Here is a 22,226-nt window from a genome sequence, read left to right on the forward strand (position 1 = left end):
GAGAGAATGCGACTCCGATCGCCTTGAGCGTGACTATGGCTCGTCCCGATCTGGCCGTTCGTCCACATCGGCAGCGCTATCGTCAGTGCAGTCAGCGTCGCCCGCGTCCTCGGCCGACGAGGCCGCGTCGCCGTCCGCCAGCCGCCGGACGCGCGCAAGCGAGTCGGCATCGTCCACGTCCTTGTCTTCTCGAACGCTCACGAACCGCGGGAACCGGAGGGCGTAGCCGGCCGAATACGTCGGTGACGGCTGTATCTCCTCGTATCCGACCTCGACGACGAGAGAGGGATCGAACGCAACGGTCGTTCCCTCCTCGCGGACGACATGCGGCTCCAGCCGCTCCGTGAGGTCGGCAAGTTCCTCGTCCGTGACGCCCGTGGCGACTTTTCCCACGGTCGCGTAGCCGTCGAGGGGGGCAGCGTCGGCGGTTTCGGCGGTTTCGGCGTCGCCGGAACCGTCGTCGGCGTCGTCCGTGGGGTCTCGAACTCCGAGCAGGAACGTCCCGAACAGCTCCGCACGCCGACCCTCGCCCCACTCCGCGCCCACGACGACCGCGTCGATCGTCTCCACGTCGGGTTTTCGCTTCAGCCAGTCGCGGCCGCGGTCGCCGGGCGTGTACGCCGATTCGGGGTTCTTCAGCATGACGCCCTCGTGGCCCGCCTCCAGCGCGGCGCGCTCTGCGGCCGCGATCGCCTCGGCGTCGGTCGCGACCTCCAGTTCGGCGGCCGCGTCCGGGAGGGCGTCGACGAGTCGCTCGTGGCGCACGCGGAGCGGTTCCTCTAGGAGGTCGGTGTCGCCGGCGTGGAGGCAGTCGAACGCGTGCAGGCGCAGGCGTACCTCCTCACGCATTCGGTCGATGTCGTGTTTCCGACGGAAGCGCCGCAGCACCTCCTGAAACGGGAGGGGGTCGCCCTCGTCGTCGACTGCAACTACCTCGCCGTCGACGATGATCGGCGTGTCGACCCTCGATTCGACGTACTCCGCGACCTCCGGAAGCGCGTCCGTCACGTCGTCCATGTTGCGCGAGTAGATCCGCGGGCCGAGCCCGGTGTCGTCGGGATCGCCTCTGGCAGTCTCGGTGGCCTCGTCGTCTCCGGTGGCCTCGTCGTCTCCGGCTCCGGGCGCGTAGTGTATCTGCACGCGCGCGCCATCGAATTTCGTCTCGACGGCGACCTCGCCGAACGACTCAATCGCGTCGGTCGCGGTGCCCGCCTGTGCGAGCATCGCTTGGACCGGCCGACCAACAGCGAGACGTTCCTCGCGGAGCCCGGCCACCCCCGCGTCGCGCGCGAGCCGGGCGACGTGCCCGTAGTCGTTCGTCACTTGGAGCGCGCGCTCGACGGCCGCGACGGCTTCATCGTCGGCACGGAGGGTCGGGGCGTCGCCGTCGTCGCCGTCGCGGTCAGCCGCGTCGCGCGTCGCTCGGGATCCGTCCGCGAGGAACGCCTCAGCGACCGCGTCGCGGACGGTTCCTTCGCCGACGCCGAGCCGCATCTCGCCGAGCACGAGCCGGGCGAGCAGTTTCGCCTCGGCGGGGTCACAGCGGTTGAACAGCCCGAATAGCGCGTCCCGCTTGCGTGACTCGCTGCCGTCTCCCGCCGCGGCCGCGAGCGAGCGAAGCTCCGCGTCGACCGCGCTGACGGTGAGCGCGCCGCGGCCGGCGGTCCCGGTCTCCTCACCGCCACCGAACGCGGCGAGCCCGCGCTGTCCCCCGAAATCGAGGGCGGCGGCGACCGCGCCGATCTCGCCTTCGGCCGCGAGCCGCGCTTCCACGTCGGCGGCCGTGACGTTCGGCCCCGCCGCGCGAGCCATCGCCTCGCGGCACAGCGACGGCCCCACGTCCAGCGTTCGCGTGTCGTGGGCCGGGAAGACGCGGCCGAGCAGGAACCGGACGACCGTCGGGAGGTCGTCGGTGTCGGTGATTTCGCCTGCGCCATCGGTGTCTCCAGTGTCCTCGCCCGCGGCGACGAGCAGGTCGGCGACCGCAAGGGTGGTCTCGATGTCTCCCGGCTCGTCGGCCAGCCGCTCGGCCCGCTCCGCGAACGCGGCGAACTCCATGCGTCGAATCCGCGATCGGCGGGCAAAAGCGCGCCGATACGTCTGACTGCAGGCGTGTTGACCGCTCACACGCCGCCGATCGGCCGTTGCCCTTTTTGGTTGGGCGGTCCGTCGACCGTCGCATGAGCACCGAGTCCGCCCTCGCCGACGGCGTTCGCGAGGCGCTCGCCGTCGACCCCGACGAGTTCGCCGCCCGCGCAGAGGAGGAGGCGGAGATCGTCAAACAGGAGCTCCGAGACGGGTCGTTCGACAACCATCAGTCGATCGTCGGCTTCGAGTACGAGTTCTACGCCGTCGCCGACGGCCGGTGGAGCGAGGAGTCCCGCGCCGGCGACTACGCCCTGATGCGCGTCCCCCGACGGATGCTCGAACTCATGGGCTTCGAGAAGGAGCTCGGCTTACACAACGCCGAGATGTCAACGAGTCCGCAACCGCTCTCGGATCACGGCCTGAAGGCGCAGCTCGCGGAGGTCCGCGCACGACTGGAGGCCGCAGAAAACACCGCGGGCGTCGAGGGAATGCGGCTCGTCTCTGACGGGATCTGGACGATCCCGCCGGCGGGCGAGACGGCACGGGGGTATCTCACCGACAGCGTCGACGTCGACGGGGTGACAGTCGCTGTCAACATGAGCGACGCGGTCCGGTATCACGCGATGGCCAACACCGGGGGCACGGGAGCGACGGACGTGGCCGTCGACGCGCCGGGCGTGTCGCTGTCGGCGGACACGGTGATGCCGGAGAGCCTCATCACCTCGATCCAGCCGCACTTCCAAGTCGCGCAGGCGACGACGCTCCCGCGACACTTCCGATACGCGCTCCGGATCGCCGGGCCGCTGCTCGCGCTCGGCGTCAACTCGCCCTTCTTCCCGCCGGAGTTGTACGACGACGACTGGGACGGCGAACGCGTGCTCACGGAGGGCGCGGCCGAAAATCGGATTCACGTGTTCGAGTCCGTGCTCAACGCTCGGACCGACGCCGACAAGGTCAGATTCCCGCGCGAGTTCCACGACGTGGAGACCGCAGTCGACCGGATCGCGAGCGACGAGACGCTGATCCCGATGCCGGAATCCGACGGAACGGACCGCTTCGACGACGCATTCTCCACGTTCCGGACGAAGCACGGGAGCTACTGGCGGTGGGTCCGCCCGGTCTTCGAGGGCGCGAGCCGGTCAAGCGCGAACGCCCGCATCGAGTTCCGCCCGATCCCCGGCCAGCCGACGGTCCGCGACTCGATCGCGTTTCAGGGCGCGTTTGCCGGACTGATGCAGGCGCTCCCGCAGCGCGAGCACCCCGTGATCGGACTGGACTGGGAGACTGCTCGCGACAATTTCTACGCCGCAGTTGCTGACGGGCTTGACGCCGACATCGAGTGGGTCGGTCCCGACGGCGAGCGAACGACGGACACCGACGCCCTCTTCAGAGACATCCTCGACCACGCGGAGGCCGGACTGCGGACTGCGGGTTGTGCCGACGACGAGGCGGCCGAGTGGATCGCACCGCTGCGGTGGCGGGTCGCGAACCGCACGACGCCCGCGAGTTGGAAGCGCGACCGTGTCCGCGAGCGACTCGACGACGGCGACGACTTCGAGACCGCCCTCTCTGATACCCAGCGGGAGTACATCGACCGCCAGTCGGAGACGCTCATCGACGGCGGATTCTCGGCGTGGACCGGAGCCGAGTGAGGGACTTGGCTGGTCGTCGAATCGAGAAGTGAGCCGAACGCCGAGACGATCGACCGGTCGAGCGCGAGGCGGCCGCTCAGTCCGCCACCGCCTCGGAGTCGGCGGTTGCGGCCGCGGGGTCTTTCACCCACAGGTCGCCGAACAGCTCGTCCTGTTGAAGCCGCACAGTCCCGCGATGTGCCATGAACAGCAGGGCGAGGTACGTCATGAACGGGCGGCCGCCGGCCGTCTCGATCTCCGCGAACAGCACCTCCGTGCGGCCGCGGTCGAAGTGGGCACGGAGGGCGTTGTCGATCTCCACGATGACCTCCTCGATGTCCTCGTCGTGAGTCCGGTCGGTCGCCTCGCCCGCGGTCGGCTCGCCCTCGCGGCGGAACTCGTCGTCCGCGTGGTAATCGAGCGTCTGCGTGCCGCGGGCGTAGCCGCTCGGCGACTCGCTCGTGTCGTACTCGCGGGACTGTTTCCACCACGAACCGCGCTCGGCCTCCCGAAGCTCTCGGACGAGTTCGTCGAGCGTCTCCGGCGACCCGCGGGTGCTCTTCCGGTCGAGCCGGCGGTCCATCTCCGCCTCCAGTTCGTCGATCGGATCGAAATCGCCGTCGGCGGGGTCCGGCGCGCCACCCTCCATCGCGACTTCCCACGGCTCCGGCTCGGATTCCGCCTCGTCGTCCGCGTCGTCGTCGGCCAGCATTCCGTCGCTTTTCATCCGCAGGAGGACGCTCGCGTAAAACAGCGCGCGACCCGTGGTTCGAAGGTCGGTCTCGTCGAGCCGCTCCAAGAACGCGTCGGTCACCTGCATGATGTCAATGTCCCACGGCTCGATCTCTCCCTCCTCGGCGAGTTGGACGAGCAGTTCGACGGGCTCGACCTCCTCGTCATCCGGTTTCGAAGCGCCATCGGTGTCGGTCGATTCCGGGAGCGCGTCCGCACCGCCGAAGTCGACGCGACCGCTGTCGCCGTCGCGTTCGGTGTCACCCTCGTGCTCGCCGCCGTCGCGCTCGCTCGTCAGATCGAGGTCGGGGACGCCGCCGTCGGTCCGACCCGTCTCGTCAGTCATCCGCGGTCACCTCCTCGTCGCCGTCGCCGAACTGCATACCGGTCACCGCGGAGAGGTTGTCGCCCTGCATGGTGACGCCGATGGCGCGGTCGGAGCGTTCGAGCAGGGCCGACCGGTGGCCGACGACGACGAACTGCGCGTCCGCGGCCAGCTCTTCTATCATCTCGCCGACGCGCTCGGCGTTGACCGCGTCGAGGAACGCGTCGATCTCGTCGAGCGCGTAGAATGGGGCGGGGTTGTGCCGCTGGATGGCGAAGATGAACGAAAGCGCGGTCAGCGACTTCTCGCCGCCGCTCATCGCGTCGAGCCGCTGGACCGGTTTGTCCGCCGGCTGCGCTTTCATCGTCAGCCCCTCCTCGAACGGGTCCTCGGGGTTCTCCAAGAGCAGTTCCCCGCTGCCCGCCGAGAGGCGCGCGAAGATGTCCTCAAAGTGGTCGTTGATCGACTCGAACGTCTCCATGAACGTCCGCTTTTTCTCCGCCTCGTACCCCTCGATTCGCTCTTCGATCGCGTCGCGCTCCTCGACGAGTACGTCGCGGCGCTCCTGAAGGGTTTCGAGCGCCTCCTGCACCTCGTCGTACTCGTCGATCGCGAGCATGTTGACGGGTTCGAGCGCCTCCATCTCCGACTCCAGTTCCTCGATCCGCGATTCGACCTCGTCGAGGTCGGGTATCTCCGTGGCGTCGTACGTGCCGACCTGTGACTCCAACTCGTCTATCTCCCACTCCAGCCGGTCGCGACGGTCAGTGAGGTTCTCCAAGGTCGACTCCGCCTCGGCGACGCGAGACTGCTGTTCGTCGCGCTCGCGCGTCGCTTCGGTGATCGCCTCGCGGAGTTCCTCGCGCTCCGCTTTCAGCTCGGCCAGCTCTTCTTCTAGGTCCGCGATCGCCTCGCGCTTTTCTTCCAGTTCGCTCTTCCGCTCGTCGATGTCTGCCTCGTGGTCGGCGACCGCCTCTTCGGCCTCAGCCTTCCGGTTTTGCGCCTCCTCGACCGTGTCGTGGAGGTCGTCGAGCGCGTCCTCGGCGTACCCCTTCTCCAACTCCAGTTCGTTCTGTCGGCCGTCGAGCGACCCCATCCGGTCTTCGAGGTCGTCGATCTCGGCGCGGATCTCGTCGGCGCGCTCGGAGAGCTCGGGGATCTTCGAGTCGGCGAGTTCGGCTTCGATCTCCGCGATCTCGGACTCCACCACCGCGATGTCGGCGTCGAGATCGTCGATGTCGGCGTCGAGATCGCTCATCTCTTCGTCGACCGACTCCCGTTCCGCCTCCAAGTCGTCGAGCTCCGTCTCCAGGTCGTCGATCCGATCTTCGGCCGCCGCGAGCTCGTCTTCGGCGCGCTCCACGTCGGCTTCGAGCGATCGGACGCGCTCCGCGGCGTCGGCCTTCCGGTCGCGGGCGTCGTCGATGTCGCTCTCTAACTCGTCGATCTCCGACTGCAGGGACTGTCGCTCGTCTTCCAACTCCGATATCTCGGCCGCGAGCCGTTCGAGCTTGCCGCCGCCGGACTTGGTGAACGAGTAGCGCGAGCCGCCGCCGGAGCCGCCGGTCATCGCGCCAGACTTCTCGACGAGATCGCCGTCGAGAGTGACCATCCGGTAGTCGCCCATCAGCTCGCGGGCGGTCGCCATGTCCTCGACGACGAGCGTCGAACCGAGCACGTACGAGAAGATCGTCTCGTACCGCGAGTCGTACTCGACGAGGTTTCGCGCGAAGTCGACGACGCCCGGCTGTGAGGGTTTCCGCGGGAGCCCCCGGTCGTCCATCTTCGTGATCGGTAGGAACGTCGCACGGCCGGCGTTGCGCCGCTTGAGGTAGTCGATACACGTCGATCCGACGCCGTCGTCATCGACGACGACGTTCGCGAGGCGACCGCCGGCGGCCGTCTCGCAGGCCTCGGCGTACTCCGCGTCGACGGAGCCGAGCTCGCCAACGGCACCGTGGACCCCGTCGATACCGCCGTTTTTGACCTCGGTCACCGCTCGCGGCCACGAGGCGTCGCCGCGCTCGTCTGCGGCCGCCTCCAGCTTCGCGTACTCGTTTTGCCTCTCGCGGAGGTCGGCTTCCACGTCCTCCAGTCGCTCGCTGACCTCGGCCTTCTCTGCGAACAGGTCCGCGACGCCGTCTTCTATCGTCGACTGGTTCTTCCGGGCCTTGTCCAGTTCGCTTTGCAGCTCCGAGATACGGGCCTTCTGCTCCGGGATCGACTCGTGCGCCTCCTCCACCTGCTCGCGGGTCTCGCTGACCGCGTTTGAGCGGCGGCGCGCCTCGTCGAGGAGCCGATCTTTCTCGCGCTGGAGCTCGTTTTTCTCCTCGCGCAGCGATTCGACGCGCTCCTTCTTTTCGGACAGCTCCGATTTCAGCTCGTCGAACTCGGTGTCTGCGCCCTCAATTTCGGCCTCCACGTCCGCCAGCTCCGAGCGCTTCGTCGCGATCTCGGATTTAACCGATGCCTTCTCGACTTTTACCTCGCGGATCTCCGATTCGAGGTCGTCTATCGTCTCCTCTTTCCGATCGATCTGGACGAACGCGTCACGCCGCTCGGTCTCGGCTTCGGCCGCGCGCGCTTCGGCTGCCTCGATCTTGTCTTCGAGCCGTGAGATCTCGCCTTTGATCTCCTCTATCTCCGAGCGGATCTCGATCTGTTCGTCCTCGCCTTTGGTCTCTATCTCGCGGTTGAGGTCCGCGAGGTCGCCTTCCAGCCGCGTGAGTTTCCCCTGTCTCGCGTCGAGCTCGTCGCGGAGCTCGTCGAGCTCAGTTTCGGCGGCGTCGATGTCGCTCTCGACGCCCGCGAGCGCGTCGCGTTTTTCCTCCAGCTCTGAGGCTTTCAGGTAGCCGCGGTACTCCTCTAGTTCGTCGCGGAACTGCTGGTACTGGAGCGCGATCTCGCGTTCGTCTTCGAGCTGATCGAGCCGGTCCTCCTTCTCGCCGATCCGGAGATCCGCCTCGCCGATCCGGTCTTCGACCGTGTCGAGCTCCTCGTAGGCGGCGTCCTTCTTCTCGTCGAACTCGGCGACGCCCGCGATCTCGTCGATGATCCCCCGCCGCTGGTAGGGAGTCATGTTGATGATCTCCGTCACGTCGCCCTGCATCACGACGTTGTATCCCTCCGGCGTGACGCCCGCGGCCGCGAGCAGGTCTTGGATGTCGGAGAGGTTCACCGAACGACCGTTGAGGTAGTAGTACGAGTAGTAGTTGTCCTCGGTCTCTTTGACGCGCCGCTTGATCGTGATCTCGGAGACATCGCCGACGTTCTCCGTGCCGGCCGCGGAGACCACCTGCGACCGATCGAGTGTCCCGTCCTCGTTCGACAACACCACCGTCACCGAGGCCTCGCTCGGTCCGTCACCGTCGTCATCGCCGTCATGGCCGGGGTTGTAGATCAGGTCGGTGAGCTTCTGGGCTCTGATCCCGCGGGTGCGAGCCAATCCGAGCGCGAAGAGGACGCCGTCAATGATGTTCGATTTCCCGGAGCCGTTCGGGCCCGTGACGACCGTGAAGTCGTCGTAAAACGGGATCCGCGTCGTCCGCCCGAAGCTCTTGAACCCGTCCAAAACGACTTCAGTGATGTGCATTGCGGGGATGAGGTCGGCTTACGCGACGATGATGTCGCCGTCCGACTCTGCCTCGTCGTCTGCGGCCTCCGCGTCGCTCTCGGCGTCCGGTGTCGTCGTCCCCTGTTCGGGGGTGGTCTCGTCGCCGGCTGCCGCATCGTCCGCGGCCGAGTCGTGAGACGCCGTCCCGTCGTCGGTCCGCTCGACGACCTCGACGTGGTCGTCAGAGTGAGTTCGACGCTCTCCGTTGTCAGCGGCCGCGTCCGACTCCGCCTCGTCAGCTTGGGGCTCCGGATCGGCCGGATCGGGCGTCGTCTCGGCCGCCACCTCGGCCGACGTGGCCTGTGCGTCTTCCAGTTGCCTGACGCGCTCTTTCATCTCCACGAGCTCTTCGGTGAGCCCGTTGACCGCTGCCTGTAGTTCTGAGACCTGCCGTTCGAGATCCTCGACGCGATTGCTCATATACTCATGTATGCCCACGCGGGCCGTATAAATCTGCGTCAGACACATGTGTGATCATACACCGTGGAACATGATATCAGTTGTCAAATAGAACGCGCACGCATCTCGCGGCGAGACGGGCGGTCCGTCAGCCAGTGGCTCATCGAACCGTCTCACGCAGTGAGACACACCTCAGATCAAGTACCATTCGGGCGCTCGTCGACACCGATCGCGGGCTCCGCAGAGGGTTGCAAACCCGCCGCCAGAAGACGTTTCTGACATCTGAAACATGTCTGCCGTGAAGCCGACAGCAGGGGAAGATACTTGTACCCTGACCGATATCTCTGGGATATGAGCAAGATCACCTTCCGGGCCGACGACGACCTCGTCGAGCGGCTGGAAGCGTGTGACGCCTCAAAGAGTGAGGTGATGCGAGAGGCCCTCCGAATGCACCTCGGGGACGGCGATCCGGAGTCAGACGCGTCGGACGCTACACTGGACGCCGCGGTGGCCGACCGGATCGACGACCTCATCGGCGATCGACTCGACGCCGCGTTGGACGACCGACTGGGCGATCGGTCGCGTAGTGACCCCGCGTATACGCCCGGAAACACCGGTGATATCAACGTAAACGTCACACTCGACGCCAACGGTGCCGAAGACGGCGAGGCGCGTGTGACACGGGAGACGGCGACTGACACCGAGTCGAAAACGCGTAAGACGCCCGCCGATCCCGACGTGCAAACACGGGAAAACGTCTGTGGAGGATGTGGCGAAAACGTACCGTCTAACCACGTTTACTGCCCGAATTGCGGTGAAAAACAGTCTCACCGAGCGTTCTGTGAGTGCGGTGACGAACTCCGGACTGACTGGGCGTTCTGTCCAGGTTGCGGGCGTCGAACTCCCGCAGCGGACGTGCTGAACGATCGGTAATCGGTATTTCACCACCGTATACGCCCATATATGGGCGTTTTCACGTCGTGTCTTACGACGGGCGGTAGTTTTATAAACCTAGCATCGGTGGATACGACTGCGTAAGACGGTCGTCTTACAGTGGCCGTCCGAAGTGGGGTTGGTCCCCGCAGTCGGACGATTCGTCGCTGTAAGACACACGCGCTGCGTGCTCTACCGTCTTACCGGGGGAATGCCAATGGAGCGTGTGACACTACGAATCCCGAAACAGCAGATAGACGAGGTAGAACAGATGGTCGAGACGGGGGAGTTCCCGAATCGGAGCGAGGCGATTCGCTCTGCCGTCCGCGACATGCTAAACGAACAGGACGGCGATCGCGACGAGCGCAGCCGTAACCGCAACTGGGCGAAGGTGTAAACTGATGCAAGATCTCGTTCAAGAGGCCCTCGACAACGCGGAAGCGGAAAAGCGCGAGATGGACGCCAGCATGGACGACGACGACGAGTTCGGGGACCCCCGAATCGTCATCGTCGGTGCCGGCGGTGCCGGAAATAATACGATCAACCGTCTGTACAACATCGGTGTCAACGGTGCCGACACGGTAGCCATCAACACCGACAAACAGCATCTCAAGATGATCGAAGCCGACACCAAGATCCTCGTGGGCAAGTCGCTCACACAGGGGCTCGGTGCCGGCGGCGACCCCAAGATGGGCGAGCGCGCCACCGAGATGGCTCAAGGGACGATCAAAGAAGTGCTCGGCGACGCCGACCTCGTCTTCGTCACGGCCGGGATGGGCGGCGGGACCGGCACCGGCGCGGCCCCAGTCGTCTCGAAGATCGCCAAAGATCAGGGTGCTATCGTCGTTGGGATGGTGTCGACGCCGTTCAACGTCGAGCGCGCCCGCACGGTGAAAGCCGAAGAGGGATTAGAGACCCTCCGCAACGAGGCCGACTCGATCATCGTCCTCGACAACAACCGGCTGCTCGACTACGTGCCGAACCTGCCGATCGGGAAGGCGTTCTCCGTGATGGACCAGATCATCGCGGAGACCGTGAAGGGAATTTCAGAGACGATCACCCAACCGAGCCTCATCAACCTCGACTATGCCGACATGTCCACGATCATGAACCAAGGCGGCGTCGCGGTCATGCTCGTTGGCGAGACGCAGGACAAGAACAAGACGCAAGAAGTGGTGAACGACGCGATGAACCACCCGCTCTTAGATGTCGACTACCGCGGTGCGAGCGGGGGGCTCGTCCACATCACGGGCGGCCCGGACCTCACGCTGAAGGAGGCCGAAGGGATCGCGAACAACATCACCGAGCGACTGGAGGCGAGCGCGAACGTGATCTGGGGCGCGCGCATCCAAGACGAGTACAAGGGGAAGGTGCGCGTCATGGCGATCATGACCGGCGTCCAGAGCGCACAGGTGCTCGGCCCCTCCACGCAAAAGCAGGCCGACAAGTCCCGCGCCGCGGTCAGCGACGAGGACCTCAGCGACTCGCGGTCCCGTGCAGCCGAAGCGAACGGGAGCCCGGGCAACGCGGCTGCCACCGGGAACGGTAATCGCGGCGCATGGGAGTCCGACGGCGGTAGCGAGCCCGCCGAACAGAACAACGGCCTCGACGTCATCCGCTGAGACCGCTCCCACCCGCGGCCGTCGTCTCCGATTTTTACCTCGTGGCAGTCGAGGACTTGGACGTGAAGGGCTTGGTAGAACTCCCGGGCAGCTCACGGAACCGAGCGGGGGCGGCGTGGGGGACGTTCCTGCGAATGCTCGAATACAAGTGCGAACGCGAAGGAACGCACTTCGTCGCCGTGAATCCGCGCGGAACAACGAAAGAGTGTGCGTCCTGCAGCGTCTCGACCGACAAGCCACTGTGGGTCCGTGAACACTCGTGTCCGGCGTGTGGATTCGAGGCGGATAGAGACGCGAATGCGGCATGGAATATCCTTTCTCGCGGTATCAAGACGCGGTTAGGAGCGGGACGCTCCGAATCAACGCCTGTGGAGACTGCGCTCCCTATGGATACGTCCGTATCTGCAAAGTGCGTCGTGGAAACAGGAAGCCCCATCACCAGAAGTCAAAGACTTCTGGTTAGCAGTCAGAACTCGGAGAGTTCTGACGACACCCTCAAGCGCGAGTCGTCAGGCGAGCGGTAGGGTGGGGTAGTTCACCGGATACCTCGTCTCGTTCGGCGCGAGGACTTAACATCGCGCAGGCCTAGCGGATCCACGTGCCAGTCACCCAGTCACCTCGGAGGGTTCGGGTTCGTCCGAACACCGGCTATGATCCACTCCACGTGTTACCGCGATGACCGACACTGCGCTGGTGTTCACGGGACCAAAAACGGTCGAGCTCCACGAGGTCGACATCGGCCCGCCGGCCGCAGACGAACTACGGGTCGACACGCGCGCGTCGGCGATAAGCGCCGGTACGGAACTGCTTGTCTACCGCGACCAGACGCCGACGGACGTGCCCGTCGACGAGACGCTCGACGCGCTCGACGGCGAGTTCTCGTATCCGCTCCGGTACGGCTACGCCGCGAGCGGCGTCGTCGACGCAGTCGGCGAGAACGTCGACAACGACTGGGACGGTCGGTCGGTATTCGGCTTCGTCCCGCACCAAACGGGATTCGTGACCGCGCCCGACGACGTGGTCGCGCTTCCCGACGGAACCGCGCCCGCGGTCGGAGCGCTCCTCCCCTCCGTCGAGACGGCGACGAACCTCGTCCTCGATGCGGCCCCGCGGCTCGGCGAGCGGGTCGTCGTCTTCGGGGCCGGCGTCATCGGTCTCTGTGTCACCCGGCTGCTGGCGTCGTTTCCGCTCTCGTCACTCGTCGTCGTCGATCCCGTCGAGCGCCGTCGGGAACTCGCCGCCGCAATGGGTGCAGACCGGACCGAGACGCCGGAGACCGTCGGAGACCGCGTTGCCGACGTTGACCTCGCAGTCGAGCTGTCCGGACAGCCGAGTGCGCTCGACGACGCTATCGGCGTCGTCGGCTACGACGCTCGGATCGTCGTCGGCTCGTGGTACGGCGAAAAGCGCGCGCCGATCGATCTCGGCGGCCGGTTCCACCGCGACCGGATCGACCTGATCCCCAGTCAGGTGTCGACGATCAGTCCGCCACTGCGCGGACGGTGGGACCACGACCGCCGCCTCGACGAGGCGCTCGACTGGCTCGATCGGATCGACGCCGAGGCACTTATCACTCATCGGATACCCTTCGAGCGCGCGTCGGAGGCGTACGAACTGCTCGATTCCGAGGCGACCGACGCGGTGCAGGTCATTCTGGAGTACGGCGATCCGTGATCGGAAAGTCGCATCCGATGGCAGGCGTATCGGGAGCCAACGCCCTCACTCCGGACTTCCGAGCGTCACCGCGTGTCGTGAGACCCGTCCGCTGACGACGAGGTAGTCGCGAGCGAAGACGGCGATCGAGGGCGCGAGCACCACCGGCGCGACCGTTCGAACGATCGGCGTCGGAACGGCGGGCGCGAGCGCGACTGTCACGAAACACATCTGTACGCCCGCGAGGTACTTGCCGAGGTCGCTGTCGGGAAGATCGAACACCGGACGGCCGCGAGCGCGGCGCAGCCCGACGGCCCCCCGAAAGATGTAGCGCGCCGCGGACAGCGAGAGGTACCAGACGGGAAGGATCCCCCAGCCGACCGCGACGAGCGGCGCGGCGACGAATCCGAACGTGTCGAAGGCCATGTCCAGCCGCCGACCGATCTCGGTCTCGGTGCCGATCGTCCGCGCGACGTATCCGTCGAGCCCGTCGAAGAGGACGCCGACCCCGTACCCCGTCGCCGCTACCCACGCGAGATCGGTGTCCGGCGGCGCGACGACGAGTCCGGCGACGACCGCGTAGAGCGCGCCACGGACGAGCGTCACCCCGTTCGCGAGGCCGAAGAGCCGAGAGAGATCGCCGCGCTCGGCCGGCTCGCCCGCCGACTCGCCCGTATGTCGTCGGACCGCGTCGACGCCGCCGAGCCCGAAGGCGACGTACCAGAGCTGGCCCGCCAGACAGATCCCCGCAACTGCCGCCGGTGAGACCCCCCACCGACCCGTCGCAGTCGCCGGAAGCGCAGCGGACAGCCCGAGCGCGAGCGCGACGCCGGCGAGAGGCGGAAGCGCCAGACCCGCGAGAGCCGACTGTCCGGTGCCGAAGACGCGACCGACCGCACACCGGGAGCGAGGGGATCTATCGGACACGACTACCGGCGCAGCAGGGCCGCGAGCACCGCGATCAACACGACCTGTGCGACCTTATCGACCGCGCCGAGCGTCCCCACGTCGGCGGGGAACGACCGGCCGCCGCCGGCGAAATTGACGACGTACCACAAGACGATCTGGACGAGCGTGAAGGCGATCCCGACGGCGTACACGGTCCGCCGCCGATAGCCGCGCACCACGAGGACGATCCCGCCGACGAATCCGAGCCCCGCGAAGACGAAGCTGATCCCGAGCGGCGAGGGAACCATCCGGACTCCCAAGAGGAGGTGGACGGCGGCGGAGACCGCGGCCGAGACGATCCCCGCCCAGTGGAGCCCGTTCAACGACTCGATACCGGCCGCCGGCCGTCGAGACCCAGCAGTCGCCATACCGTATCCATGCGCCACGCTCACATAGAGCTACTGGCGGGGCGACGGCGACAGATCGGGCACGCGTCCGTGTGCCGGCGCGGCAGGTGCGCTGATGCGGCAGCGAGACGTTCGCTCACCGTGGGTCGAAGTCAGGGTCGCAGAGGGCGTCAACGCGCGCGAGTTCGTCCGGACTCAACCGTTCGGCCGCCGCCGCGAGGTTGTCGACAACGTGCGACTCGGCGGTGCTCGACGGGATCGGCACCACGCCGCGGGAGACGTTCCACGCGAGCACGACGCCGGCGGGCGAGAGGTCGCGGTCCGCGCCGATCGCGGCCAGAGCGGGCTCGTCCAACAGTCCCGGCGCGGACAGCGGCGAGTGCGCGACGACCCGGATCCCCCGGTCGTGACAGAACGAGACGAGGTCGGTCCGCGGGAGATACGGATGTCGCTCGATCTGCACGAGCGCGGGAGCCACGCTCCCCGTCTCCAGAACCCTCTCCACCTGCTCTCGTGAGGCGTTACAGAGCCCGATGGTGCGCGTCAGCCCTCGGTCGCGGACCGCCTCCAGGTTCCGCCACGCCTCGGCGATCGAGACATCGTCGGTGGCTAGAGTGCCGTCGGCGTCTTCCGGAAATGCGAGCGCCTCCTGTCTGTCGGCGGGGAGTTCGGCGATTCGACGGAGTTCGCCGCGGTGCGCGAGCGCGGTCGGCCAGTGGAGCGCGTAGCAGTCGAACGCGTCGAACGCGAGGTCGGCGAGGCTCCCCTCGGCGGCGGCGAGCATGTGCTCGCGCCGGTGGTTCGTGCGCCACGGCTTCCCGAGCACGAAGACGCGCTCGCGGTCGGGCGCGCCCGACGCGGCCAGCAGCTCGCCGATCCGGTGGTCGTTGCCGTACAGTTCGGCGGTGTCCAGCAGGCGGTATCCCGAATCGAGCGCGGTCGCGATCGAGTCGACGCGGTCGACGTACTCCCCGTCGCGGTAGCGCGAGCAGCCGAATCCGATCAGGGGGAGTCGGAGCGCGCTTTTCGCGCCACCGCTGCCGGTGCGGTCGGTGCCGTGCTCCCGCGGCGGCGAGACGACCGGCACTGCGGGCGGATCCGCGGTCGCGCCGTAATCGTCGACGAGGACCGGTCCGCCCTCGTCGGCTGCGGTCTCGATCGCGTTGCAGACGGCGACGACGGGCTGGCCCGGACCGGCGGCCACAGCAACGCCGGGAACCCGTGGGTCCTGCTCCGGCGCGGCGAGGTCGATCCCGACCGCGTGTGGGACGCCTACGAGGCGAACCTCCAACACGTCCTGAGCGAGGTTGCGTCGCTCGCGGCCAACGTCGACGGCCGGATCGCGGTCACCGCAGACCACGGGAACTGCTTCGGCGAGTGGGGGCTGTACGGCCACCCGATGTACGCGCCGGTGTCGGCGCTGCTCGCGGTCCCGTGGGCGACGGTCGACGGCGCGGACACCGGAGCCCGCGAACCGACGCTCTCGCCGCCGGAACCGCTGCCGGTGTCGCGGGTCTACGGGAGCGACGGCGAATCGGAGCAGGACCGCCTCCGGGCGCTCGGATACCTGTAGTCAGTCGGCGCATCGGGCGTCTCAGACGCCCTCCGGATTTAGGTGGATCGCGTCCGTGGATCGGTGCATGTACGCGACGACGGTCACGACCGAGTTCGTGGCCCAACACTACCTCACGGTCGTCGACGACGGACCGGAGAGCGTCCCGCACTCACACCAGTTCGCGGTGGAACTCACGTTCCGCGGTCCCGCGCTGAACGAGCACGACTACCTCGTCGACATCGACGACGCCGACGCCGCGCTCGCCGACATTGCCGACCGCTACCGCGATGCCCTCCTCAACGACTTCTCCGAGTTCGACGGGCGCAACCCGAGCGTCGAGCGGTTCGCCCGTGTCATCTTTGAGCGCGTGACCGCCGCCGTGACCGACGACACCGTGAGCGAGGTGGCGGTGACCGTGTGGGAGGACGACGACGCCGGGGCGACCTACGACGGGCCGGTATGAAGGTCGGCTTCGCGCTGTACGGGAGCCTCGACGAGCGTTCTGGCGGCTTCCGCTACGACCGGAAGCTCGTCGAGGGGCTCCGACGCGCCGGCGACACCGTCGAGGTGATCGAGCTGCCGTGGCGCGGCGCGGCGGGCGGGGCGTGGCGGGCGTACCCCCGCGGGCTGTGTGACACCCTTTCGCCGCGCTTTCGAGACAGACTCCGCGTCGACGTCGACGTGATGCTCCAAGACGAGCTCGCGCACCCGTCGCTGTGGCACTGCAACCGCGATCTCTCCTATCCGATCGTGAGTGTCGTTCACCACCTGCGCGCCAGCGAGCCGCGACGGCTCTCCCCCCTCTACCGAGCCGTCGAGCGACGGTATTTCGCGAGCCTCGACGGCGTCGTCTGCAACAGCACGGTCACCCGCGAGGCGGTGACGGGTCTCGGCGTTGATCCCGACGCCACGGTCGTCGCGCCGCCCGCAGGCGATCGGTTCGCCGGTCACGCGGGCGGGTCCGGCGGCGCTGTCACTGCCGAGTCGGTCGCGGACCGGATCGCCGACCGCGCGGCCGAGCGCCCGCTGCGGGTCGCGTTCGTCGGCAACATCGCGCCGCGGAAGGGCCTCGACACACTGATCGAGGGGATCGCCGCCGCGGACGCAGCCGTTGAGGTCGTCGTCGTCGGTCGGACCGTCGACGAGGCGCACGTCCACGACGTGCGACGTACCGTCGACCGGCTTGAGCTCACAGAGCGCGTGCGGTTCGCCGGGCGACTCTCGGACGATGAGCTGGCGGCAACGCTTCGGGAGAGTCACGCGATCGCCGTCCCGTCTCGGTACGAGGGGTTCGGGATCGTCTATCTGGAGGGGATGGCGTTCGGCCTCCCGGCGATCGCCTCGCGCGCTGGCGGCGCGAGCGACGTGGTCACGGACGGCGAGACGGGCGTGCTCGTCGACCCCGACGATCCGAGCGCGGTTGCAGCGGCGCTGGAGTCGCTCGCGACGGATCCCGACCGGCTCGCGGCGATGAGCCGCGCCGCCAGACGGCGGTACGAACGGCACCCCGACTGGCCGGCGACGACGGCGCGAGTCCGTCGGCTTCTCGCGACCGTCGCCGACGGAGAGGCTCCGGCGTCCGCGACCCAACCGGACCCGGAGGTGATGGCGTGACGGCGTCGTTCCGCCGGTACCTCCGGGCGAAGCGCACCGTCGACGACCGGGCGATCGACCGGCGGATCGTCGGGTTGCTCCGCGAGCGGCTGACTGAGCGCGCGGCGGAAGCGGGAGGAGTCGGGAGCGACACCGATTCCGGTCCACTCCACGTGCTGGAGGTCGGTGCCGGCGTCGGAACGATGGTCGCTCGGCTGATCGACTGGGAGGTGCTCCCGCCGGGGGAGACCAGATACGTCGCCGTCGACCGTGACGGCGACACGCTTTCCGGGCTGGTTCCGTTCCTCCGCGAGTGGGCGGCAGACCGAGCAGACGTGTCGGTCGGTGAGGTCGAATCGTCGTCGGACAGAGGTTCGTCGTCAGACGGCGAAACGCTCGTCGTCGAGTCGCCGGAACGAACCGTTGCGGTCGAGCCCGTCGTCGCCGATGCCGCCGCGTACGCCGAGTCGACCGCGGGCGAGTGGGACGCGCTGATCGGGATGGCGCTTCTCGACGTGCTCGGGCTCGACCGGCTCGATCCGCTTCTCGACGCGCTCGCGCCGGGCGGCACGTATTACTTCCCGATCACGTTCGACGGCGCGACCAGATTCCGGCCGCCCCACCCCGACGACCGGGCGGTCGAGCGGCTGTACCACCGACACATGGACGAGAAGCCGGGCGGAAACAGCCGCGCCGGCGGCGACGCGCTCGCGCGACTACGGACGGCGGACGGCTCGACGTTGCTCGGCGTCGCCGGCTCGGATTGGATCGTGCGACCAAGCGGCGATAGCGGCGGCTACCCCGACGACGAGGCATCCTTTCTGCGACACATCCTCGACACCGTTGAAGACGCGGTCGGCGAGGTGATCGGCGCGGAGAAGGGAGTGACTACCGCGGGAGCTGGAGCGACCACAGCCGACTCCGAGTCGGCGTCGCTCTCGTCAGCCGACCTCGACGCGTGGCTCCGCGATCGGCGCGATCAGATCGACGCCAGCGAACTGATCTACCTCACGCACCAACTCGATCTGCTCGGTCGCGTCGACGGAGACCGGTGAGAACAGACTAGCCTAGCGGTATGAGATGGGGTGGCCGGTGGTCACGTCGCCGCCTCGATCGACGCCAGCAGCCGGCACTTCCGGCACACGTCACGGCTCGTCTTCGATCCGCAACGCTCGCACTCGGAGAGGTCGGGAGACGTGACGTCAGTGGTCGCGGCGTCGTCCGCGTCGGACTCACCGCCATCGTCTCCGCTCCCTCGATACGTCTCGGCCGCGAGCGCCGACAGCTCCTCGTAGCCAGCCATGATCGAGTGGCGCGCACCGGGGTGGTTCTCCTCTAATTCGTGGATCGTCGACTGGATCTCGCCGCGGTACGCCTCTTCGGCGTGGGGGCATTCCGCCATATGCATCGGGAGGTCGCGGACGTGGCAGTACAGGGCGATCTCTTTTTCTGGCACGTCTCGCAGCGGTTTGGCTCGCGGGACGAACTCGTCCGTTCCCTCACGCTCGTCGAACGGCCCGAGCGAGGCGTCGAAGTGTTTCGCCACCTGTCGCACGTCGCCCTCTAGGAAGTTCATCATCGCCGTCTGGGCCTCGTCGTCGAGGTTGTGGCCGGTGAGCAGTTTGTCGGCGTCGAACTCGGCGGCGTAGGTTTCGAGGAGGTCCCGGCGGAACACACCGCAGTACGCGCAGGCGGCCATGTTCTCGGGGTCGCTCTCGACGACATCGTCCATCTGCACGTCGAACTCCTCTTCGTAGGAGACGACCTCGTGACGCAGCGAGAGGTCGTCTGCGAGTTCGACACAGGCGTCGAGGCTGGCGTCGCGATATCCCTCAATTCCCTCGTGGATCGTCAACGCGAGCATCTCGACGCGGGGGTCCCGTCCGAACACGTCGTCCAGAATCTGGGTGAGCGCGACGCTGTCTTTCCCGCCAGAGAGGCCGATCACCCAGCGGTCGGGGTCGTCCGGCGTCGCCTCCGGATCGAGCAAACCGTCCTCGCGGACCCGGCGTTTCACGCGCTTTTCGACCGACCGGCGGAGGTGCTCGCCACAGAGATGCGCCCCGGAGTAGGCGGCGTGGTGGATCGCGTCCGCCCCGCACTTGTCACACTCCATCGGTGTCGGGTTGCAGACGCGCGGGGATACCCGTTTCGGGCCGCGGATGCGTCGGGCGTCAGTCGCTCGAATTACGCCGTCGCTCCCGCGACGAGAGCCTCCTCGACCGTCTCGACGAACCGGTCGGGGTGCTCGACGTGCGGGAGCAGCTTGGCCCGATCGAAGACGACGAGGCGGGCGTCCGCCGCGTCGGCCAGATCGCGCCCGTCCGACAGCGGACTCACTTCGGCCTCGCGGCCCCAGACGATCGTGGGCGGCGTCTCCATCGCGGCGAACGCGGCCGTCAGATTGAGGTCACTGTTGAGGTACCCGGAGATGAACGACGCCGGCGCGAACCGGGCGTTCTCGACGTGGCTCGTCCGCCACTCGTAATCGGTCCACTCCTCGCTCGGGTTCGTCGGGTCGTCGTAGCCGTGGTCGGCGTTGAAGTAGCGGATCGACGGCTTCGAGGTGATGAGATTGAAGAGGGCGTCGCCGAGCACCGGCGATCGCAACAGCTCGCGCAGCCACGGCTTCGGCGGGCTCGGACCGGCGACCGTCGTCGGGCAGACGCCGACGAACCCGCGGATCGACACGTCGGCGGACGGGTCGTCGGCGTCGACCGCGCGCGCCGCGTACGCCGCCGACAGCGACGAGGCGACGACAGCCGGGTCGTCGAAGTCGCCGAGAAAGTCGCGGACGAAGTCCTCGTACAGCGCCGCGGAGTACCGAAGCGGTGGTCGGTCGGACCGACCGAATCCGGGGAAGTCCGGGGCGACGACGTGGAAGTCGGCGGCGAACGCGTCGAACACCGCGCGCCACTCGCCCGACGATCCCGCGGCGTTGACGCCGTGGAGCAAGATCAGGTCGGGTTCGGCGGGGTCGCCGGCCTCGGTGTAGGCCACGTCCATCCCCCGCCAGCGGAACGTGCCGTCGTCGCCGTCGAGCGGCGATTCCAGTTCACCCTCGTAGCGAAGTCCGGTGTTGAGTGCGGCGAGCGCGCCGGTACCGAGGAGGAGACCGCCGGCGAGGTTCCTGAGTCTCATGGAAAACTGTTGGTTCGCGGGCGACTTATACCCGGTGGCCGGGCGACCGATCGCGTCGGTTGTGCGAGTCAGTCGGGCGACGATTCCCCATCCGCGTCTTGCTCCGCGCGATCCACGCACGCTTCGATCGGGGCGACGACGTCGGCGGCGACGGTGTAGGGGTCGGTCTCGCGTCGCCTGACCGCCTCCGCAAGCGCGTCGACGCCGCCGTGTCGATCGATCTCCGCGCTGGCGAGCGAGCCCACGTCGGCGCGGACAAGCGTCCGGATCTCCTCGGCGTAGCGCAGGCGTTTCGTCTCCTCGATCTCGCCGGAGTCGCGGAGGTACCGCGCGTGCGCGTCGAACGTCGCGATCAGGTCCTCGACTCCCTCGCCGGTGCTCGCGACGGTTCGAGTCACGTCGGGAGTCCACTCGGTACCGGAATCGTCCTCCTCGCTCTGATCGTCCGGGTGGTCCGGCGCGTCGAACCCGTGGTGGCCCGTGTCAACTCCGGCGGTCGGGCTCTCGCGTCTGTGGACCATCTCTTCTAGCTCCGCGAGCGTGCGCTCCGCCCCGTCCATGTCGGCTTTGTTGACGACGAAGACGTCACCGATCTCCAAGATGCCCGCCTTGAGCGTCTGGATGTCGTCGCCGGAGCCGGGCTGGACGAGCACGGCGACGGTGTCGGCGGTACGGACCACGTCGATCTCGTTTTGGCCGGCCCCGACCGTCTCGATTATCACCACGTCCTTGCCGAAGGCGTCGAGCGCCTTCACCGCGTCCGCGGTCGCCATCGAGAGGCCGCCGAGCTGGCCGCGCGCGCTCATGGACCGGAAGAACACGTCCATGTCGCCGACGTTCGACCCCATTCGGATCCGGTCGCCGAGCACCGCGCCGCCGGTGTACGGCGAGGAGGGATCGACGGCGACGACGCCGACCGTGTCCCCGCGGTCGCGATAGGCGGCCGCCAGCTTGTCGACGAGCGTCGACTTCCCCGCGCCGGGCGATCCCGTGATTCCGATCACGTCCGCGCCGCCGGTGTGCTCGTGCAGCGTGGAAACGATCTCTCGGTGGCCCGGCGAGCGATTCTCGATGCGCGTGATGACGCGGGCGAGCGCGCGGTGACTCCCGTCGAGCACCGCCTCGACGAGTTCAGCGTCCGCGTCGGTGAGCCGTTGAGCGGCAGACCCGTCCATCTACGCTCGCTCCGGGACGTTGTTCCGGATGAACTCGATCGTCTCTTCCATCGGGGTTCCGGGGCCGAACACCTCCGCGACGCCAAGTTGCTTGAGTTCGACCTCGTCGTCGTCGGGGATGATACCGCCGACCAACACGAGGGTGTCATCGAACGCGTCGTACTCCTTGAGCCCGTCTATCACCTTCGGGACGAGCGTGTTGTGCGCGCCAGAGAGAATGGAGATGCCGAGCACGTCGACATCTTCTTGGACCGCCGCCTGCACGATGTCTTCCGGCGCGCGATGGAGCCCGGAGTAGACGACTTCGAAGCCGGCGTCGCGGAACGCCCGCGCGATCACGTGTGCACCGCGGTCGTGGCCGTCGAGCCCGACCTTCGCCACCAGACAGCGGATGGCCCGCTCCTCCTGTTCGACGCTCATGTCCACCACTGCGTCGCGTGCCGGTTTGACTCTAACGGAAGTTCGGGACAT

General features: G+C 67.5%; 18 protein-coding genes and 3 pseudogenes. 10 read left to right on the forward strand and 11 right to left on the reverse strand.

The window, feature by feature from the left end:
- Positions 1–33: 33 nt before the first annotated feature.
- Complete coding sequence (locus NO887_RS00630) at positions 34–2,058, reverse strand: ATP-dependent DNA ligase (protein WP_303652197.1); 2,025 nt, start codon at positions 2,056–2,058, stop codon at positions 34–36.
- Positions 2,059–2,180: 122 nt separating this feature from the next.
- On the opposite strand from NO887_RS00630, the gene NO887_RS00635 reads away from it, so the two are divergent.
- Complete coding sequence (locus NO887_RS00635; RefSeq protein ID WP_256416557.1) at positions 2,181–3,740, forward strand: glutamate-cysteine ligase family protein; 1,560 nt, start codon at positions 2,181–2,183, stop codon at positions 3,738–3,740.
- A gap of 76 nt (positions 3,741–3,816) precedes the next feature.
- Here NO887_RS00635 and NO887_RS00640 read toward each other — a convergent pair whose 3' ends face one another.
- Genes NO887_RS00640 through NO887_RS00650 form a run of 3 tightly spaced genes read right to left on the reverse strand, consistent with a single transcriptional unit; the run spans position 3,817 to position 8,809 of the window.
- A complete protein-coding gene (locus NO887_RS00640; protein WP_256416558.1) occupies positions 3,817–4,797 on the reverse strand; it encodes a segregation and condensation protein A in 981 nt (326 codons plus the stop codon).
- Positions 4,790–8,368 (reverse strand): chromosome segregation protein SMC, encoded by a 3,579-nt coding sequence (gene smc, locus NO887_RS00645; protein WP_256416559.1) that lies wholly within the window; start codon positions 8,366–8,368, stop codon positions 4,790–4,792. Before smc ends, NO887_RS00640 begins: the two co-directional genes overlap by 8 nt.
- A gap of 18 nt (positions 8,369–8,386) precedes the next feature.
- The gene (locus NO887_RS00650; protein WP_256416560.1) at positions 8,387–8,809 is read right to left on the reverse strand and encodes a DUF7518 family protein; all 423 of its coding nucleotides are present in this window, start codon (positions 8,807–8,809) and stop codon (positions 8,387–8,389) included.
- Between the two features lie 330 nt (positions 8,810–9,139).
- Between NO887_RS00650 and NO887_RS00655 the strand changes: the two genes are divergently transcribed.
- The 5 genes and pseudogenes from NO887_RS00655 to NO887_RS00675 all read left to right on the forward strand — a co-directional run bounded on the left by NO887_RS00655 (position 9,140) and on the right by NO887_RS00675 (position 13,017).
- On the forward strand, positions 9,140–9,721 hold the full coding sequence (locus NO887_RS00655; protein ID WP_256416561.1) for a double zinc ribbon domain-containing protein: 582 nt from the start codon (positions 9,140–9,142) through the stop codon (positions 9,719–9,721).
- 217 nt (positions 9,722–9,938) lie between these two features.
- Entirely contained in the window at positions 9,939–10,118 is a 180-nt protein-coding gene (locus NO887_RS00660) for a ribbon-helix-helix domain-containing protein (protein ID WP_256416562.1), read from the forward strand.
- Positions 10,119–10,122: 4 nt separating this feature from the next.
- A complete protein-coding gene (gene ftsZ, locus NO887_RS00665) occupies positions 10,123–11,343 on the forward strand; it encodes a cell division protein FtsZ (RefSeq protein ID WP_256416563.1) in 1,221 nt (406 codons plus the stop codon).
- Positions 11,344–11,372: 29 nt separating this feature from the next.
- Positions 11,373–11,867 (forward strand): annotated as a pseudogene (locus tag NO887_RS00670) (RNA-guided endonuclease InsQ/TnpB family protein); the annotation flags it as partial.
- A gap of 151 nt (positions 11,868–12,018) precedes the next feature.
- Positions 12,019–13,017: a zinc-dependent alcohol dehydrogenase gene (locus NO887_RS00675; RefSeq protein ID WP_256416565.1), complete on the forward strand. Its 999-nt coding sequence runs from the start codon at positions 12,019–12,021 to the stop codon at positions 13,015–13,017.
- A gap of 45 nt (positions 13,018–13,062) precedes the next feature.
- Here the strand turns inward: NO887_RS00675 and NO887_RS00680 are convergent, their stop codons facing one another.
- The 3 genes and pseudogenes from NO887_RS00680 to NO887_RS00690 all read right to left on the reverse strand — a co-directional run.
- Positions 13,063–13,848, reverse strand: a complete 786-nt coding sequence (locus NO887_RS00680) for a CDP-alcohol phosphatidyltransferase family protein (protein ID WP_303652207.1) — start codon at positions 13,846–13,848, stop codon at positions 13,063–13,065.
- Between the two features lie 77 nt (positions 13,849–13,925).
- On the reverse strand, positions 13,926–14,312 hold the full coding sequence (locus tag NO887_RS00685; protein WP_256416567.1) for a DUF7475 family protein: 387 nt from the start codon (positions 14,310–14,312) through the stop codon (positions 13,926–13,928).
- A 115-nt stretch (positions 14,313–14,427) separates the two neighbouring features.
- A pseudogene (locus NO887_RS00690) lies at positions 14,428–15,480 on the reverse strand (aldo/keto reductase); the annotation flags it as partial.
- On the opposite strand from NO887_RS00690, the pseudogene NO887_RS18470 reads away from it, so the two are divergent.
- The 4 genes and pseudogenes from NO887_RS18470 to NO887_RS00710 all read left to right on the forward strand — a co-directional run.
- Positions 15,460–15,864, forward strand: a pseudogene (locus tag NO887_RS18470) (alkaline phosphatase family protein); the annotation flags it as partial. The pseudogenes NO887_RS00690 and NO887_RS18470 sit on opposite strands and share 21 nt — an antisense overlap.
- A 67-nt stretch (positions 15,865–15,931) precedes the next feature.
- Complete coding sequence (locus tag NO887_RS00700; RefSeq protein ID WP_256416570.1) at positions 15,932–16,309, forward strand: 6-pyruvoyl trahydropterin synthase family protein; 378 nt, start codon at positions 15,932–15,934, stop codon at positions 16,307–16,309.
- Positions 16,306–17,460 (forward strand): glycosyltransferase family 4 protein, encoded by a 1,155-nt coding sequence (locus tag NO887_RS00705; RefSeq protein WP_256416571.1) that lies wholly within the window; start codon positions 16,306–16,308, stop codon positions 17,458–17,460. The genes NO887_RS00700 and NO887_RS00705 overlap by 4 nt, the downstream gene beginning before the upstream one ends.
- Positions 17,457–18,494 (forward strand): hypothetical protein, encoded by a 1,038-nt coding sequence (locus tag NO887_RS00710; protein ID WP_256416572.1) that lies wholly within the window; start codon positions 17,457–17,459, stop codon positions 18,492–18,494. Before NO887_RS00705 ends, NO887_RS00710 begins: the two co-directional genes overlap by 4 nt.
- A gap of 41 nt (positions 18,495–18,535) precedes the next feature.
- Here the strand turns inward: NO887_RS00710 and ncsA are convergent, their stop codons facing one another.
- The 4 genes from ncsA to NO887_RS00730 all read right to left on the reverse strand — a co-directional run bounded on the left by ncsA (position 18,536) and on the right by NO887_RS00730 (position 22,175).
- On the reverse strand, positions 18,536–19,555 hold the full coding sequence (gene ncsA / locus NO887_RS00715; protein WP_256416573.1) for a tRNA 2-thiolation protein NcsA: 1,020 nt from the start codon (positions 19,553–19,555) through the stop codon (positions 18,536–18,538).
- Positions 19,556–19,626: 71 nt separating this feature from the next.
- The gene (locus NO887_RS00720) at positions 19,627–20,580 is read right to left on the reverse strand and encodes an alpha/beta fold hydrolase (RefSeq protein ID WP_256416574.1); all 954 of its coding nucleotides are present in this window, start codon (positions 20,578–20,580) and stop codon (positions 19,627–19,629) included.
- Positions 20,581–20,648: 68 nt separating this feature from the next.
- Positions 20,649–21,755 (reverse strand): methylmalonyl Co-A mutase-associated GTPase MeaB, encoded by a 1,107-nt coding sequence (meaB, locus tag NO887_RS00725; RefSeq protein WP_256416575.1) that lies wholly within the window; start codon positions 21,753–21,755, stop codon positions 20,649–20,651.
- Positions 21,756–22,175, reverse strand: a complete 420-nt coding sequence (locus NO887_RS00730; RefSeq protein ID WP_256416576.1) for a cobalamin B12-binding domain-containing protein — start codon at positions 22,173–22,175, stop codon at positions 21,756–21,758.
- Positions 22,176–22,226 lie beyond the last annotated feature (51 nt).

The organism is Halorubrum laminariae (assembly GCF_024494655.1).
GTDB classification, from domain to species: Archaea; Halobacteriota; Halobacteria; order Halobacteriales; family Haloferacaceae; genus Halorubrum; species Halorubrum laminariae.

Excerpts from the sequence above, each read along its gene's own strand:
- NO887_RS00630 (WP_303652197.1), bottom strand. The coding sequence starts at position 2,058 with ATGGAGTTCGCCGCGTTCGCGGAGCGGGCCGAGCGGCTGGCCGACGAG.
- NO887_RS00635 (WP_256416557.1), top strand. The coding sequence starts at position 2,181 with ATGAGCACCGAGTCCGCCCTCGCCGACGGCGTTCGCGAGGCGCTCGCC.
- NO887_RS00640 (WP_256416558.1), bottom strand. The coding sequence starts at position 4,797 with ATGACTGACGAGACGGGTCGGACCGACGGCGGCGTCCCCGACCTCGAT.
- smc (WP_256416559.1), bottom strand. The coding sequence starts at position 8,368 with ATGCACATCACTGAAGTCGTTTTGGACGGGTTCAAGAGCTTCGGGCGG.
- NO887_RS00650 (WP_256416560.1), bottom strand. The coding sequence starts at position 8,809 with ATGAGCAATCGCGTCGAGGATCTCGAACGGCAGGTCTCAGAACTACAG.
- NO887_RS00655 (WP_256416561.1), top strand. The coding sequence starts at position 9,140 with ATGAGCAAGATCACCTTCCGGGCCGACGACGACCTCGTCGAGCGGCTG.
- NO887_RS00660 (WP_256416562.1), top strand. The coding sequence starts at position 9,939 with ATGGAGCGTGTGACACTACGAATCCCGAAACAGCAGATAGACGAGGTA.
- ftsZ (WP_256416563.1), top strand. The coding sequence starts at position 10,123 with ATGCAAGATCTCGTTCAAGAGGCCCTCGACAACGCGGAAGCGGAAAAG.
- NO887_RS00675 (WP_256416565.1), top strand. The coding sequence starts at position 12,019 with ATGACCGACACTGCGCTGGTGTTCACGGGACCAAAAACGGTCGAGCTC.
- NO887_RS00685 (WP_256416567.1), bottom strand. The coding sequence starts at position 14,312 with ATGGCGACTGCTGGGTCTCGACGGCCGGCGGCCGGTATCGAGTCGTTG.
- NO887_RS00700 (WP_256416570.1), top strand. The coding sequence starts at position 15,932 with ATGTACGCGACGACGGTCACGACCGAGTTCGTGGCCCAACACTACCTC.
- NO887_RS00705 (WP_256416571.1), top strand. The coding sequence starts at position 16,306 with ATGAAGGTCGGCTTCGCGCTGTACGGGAGCCTCGACGAGCGTTCTGGC.
- ncsA (WP_256416573.1), bottom strand. The coding sequence starts at position 19,555 with ATGGAGTGTGACAAGTGCGGGGCGGACGCGATCCACCACGCCGCCTAC.
- NO887_RS00720 (WP_256416574.1), bottom strand. The coding sequence starts at position 20,580 with ATGAGACTCAGGAACCTCGCCGGCGGTCTCCTCCTCGGTACCGGCGCG.
- meaB (WP_256416575.1), bottom strand. The coding sequence starts at position 21,755 with ATGGACGGGTCTGCCGCTCAACGGCTCACCGACGCGGACGCTGAACTC.
- NO887_RS00730 (WP_256416576.1), bottom strand. The coding sequence starts at position 22,175 with ATGAGCGTCGAACAGGAGGAGCGGGCCATCCGCTGTCTGGTGGCGAAG.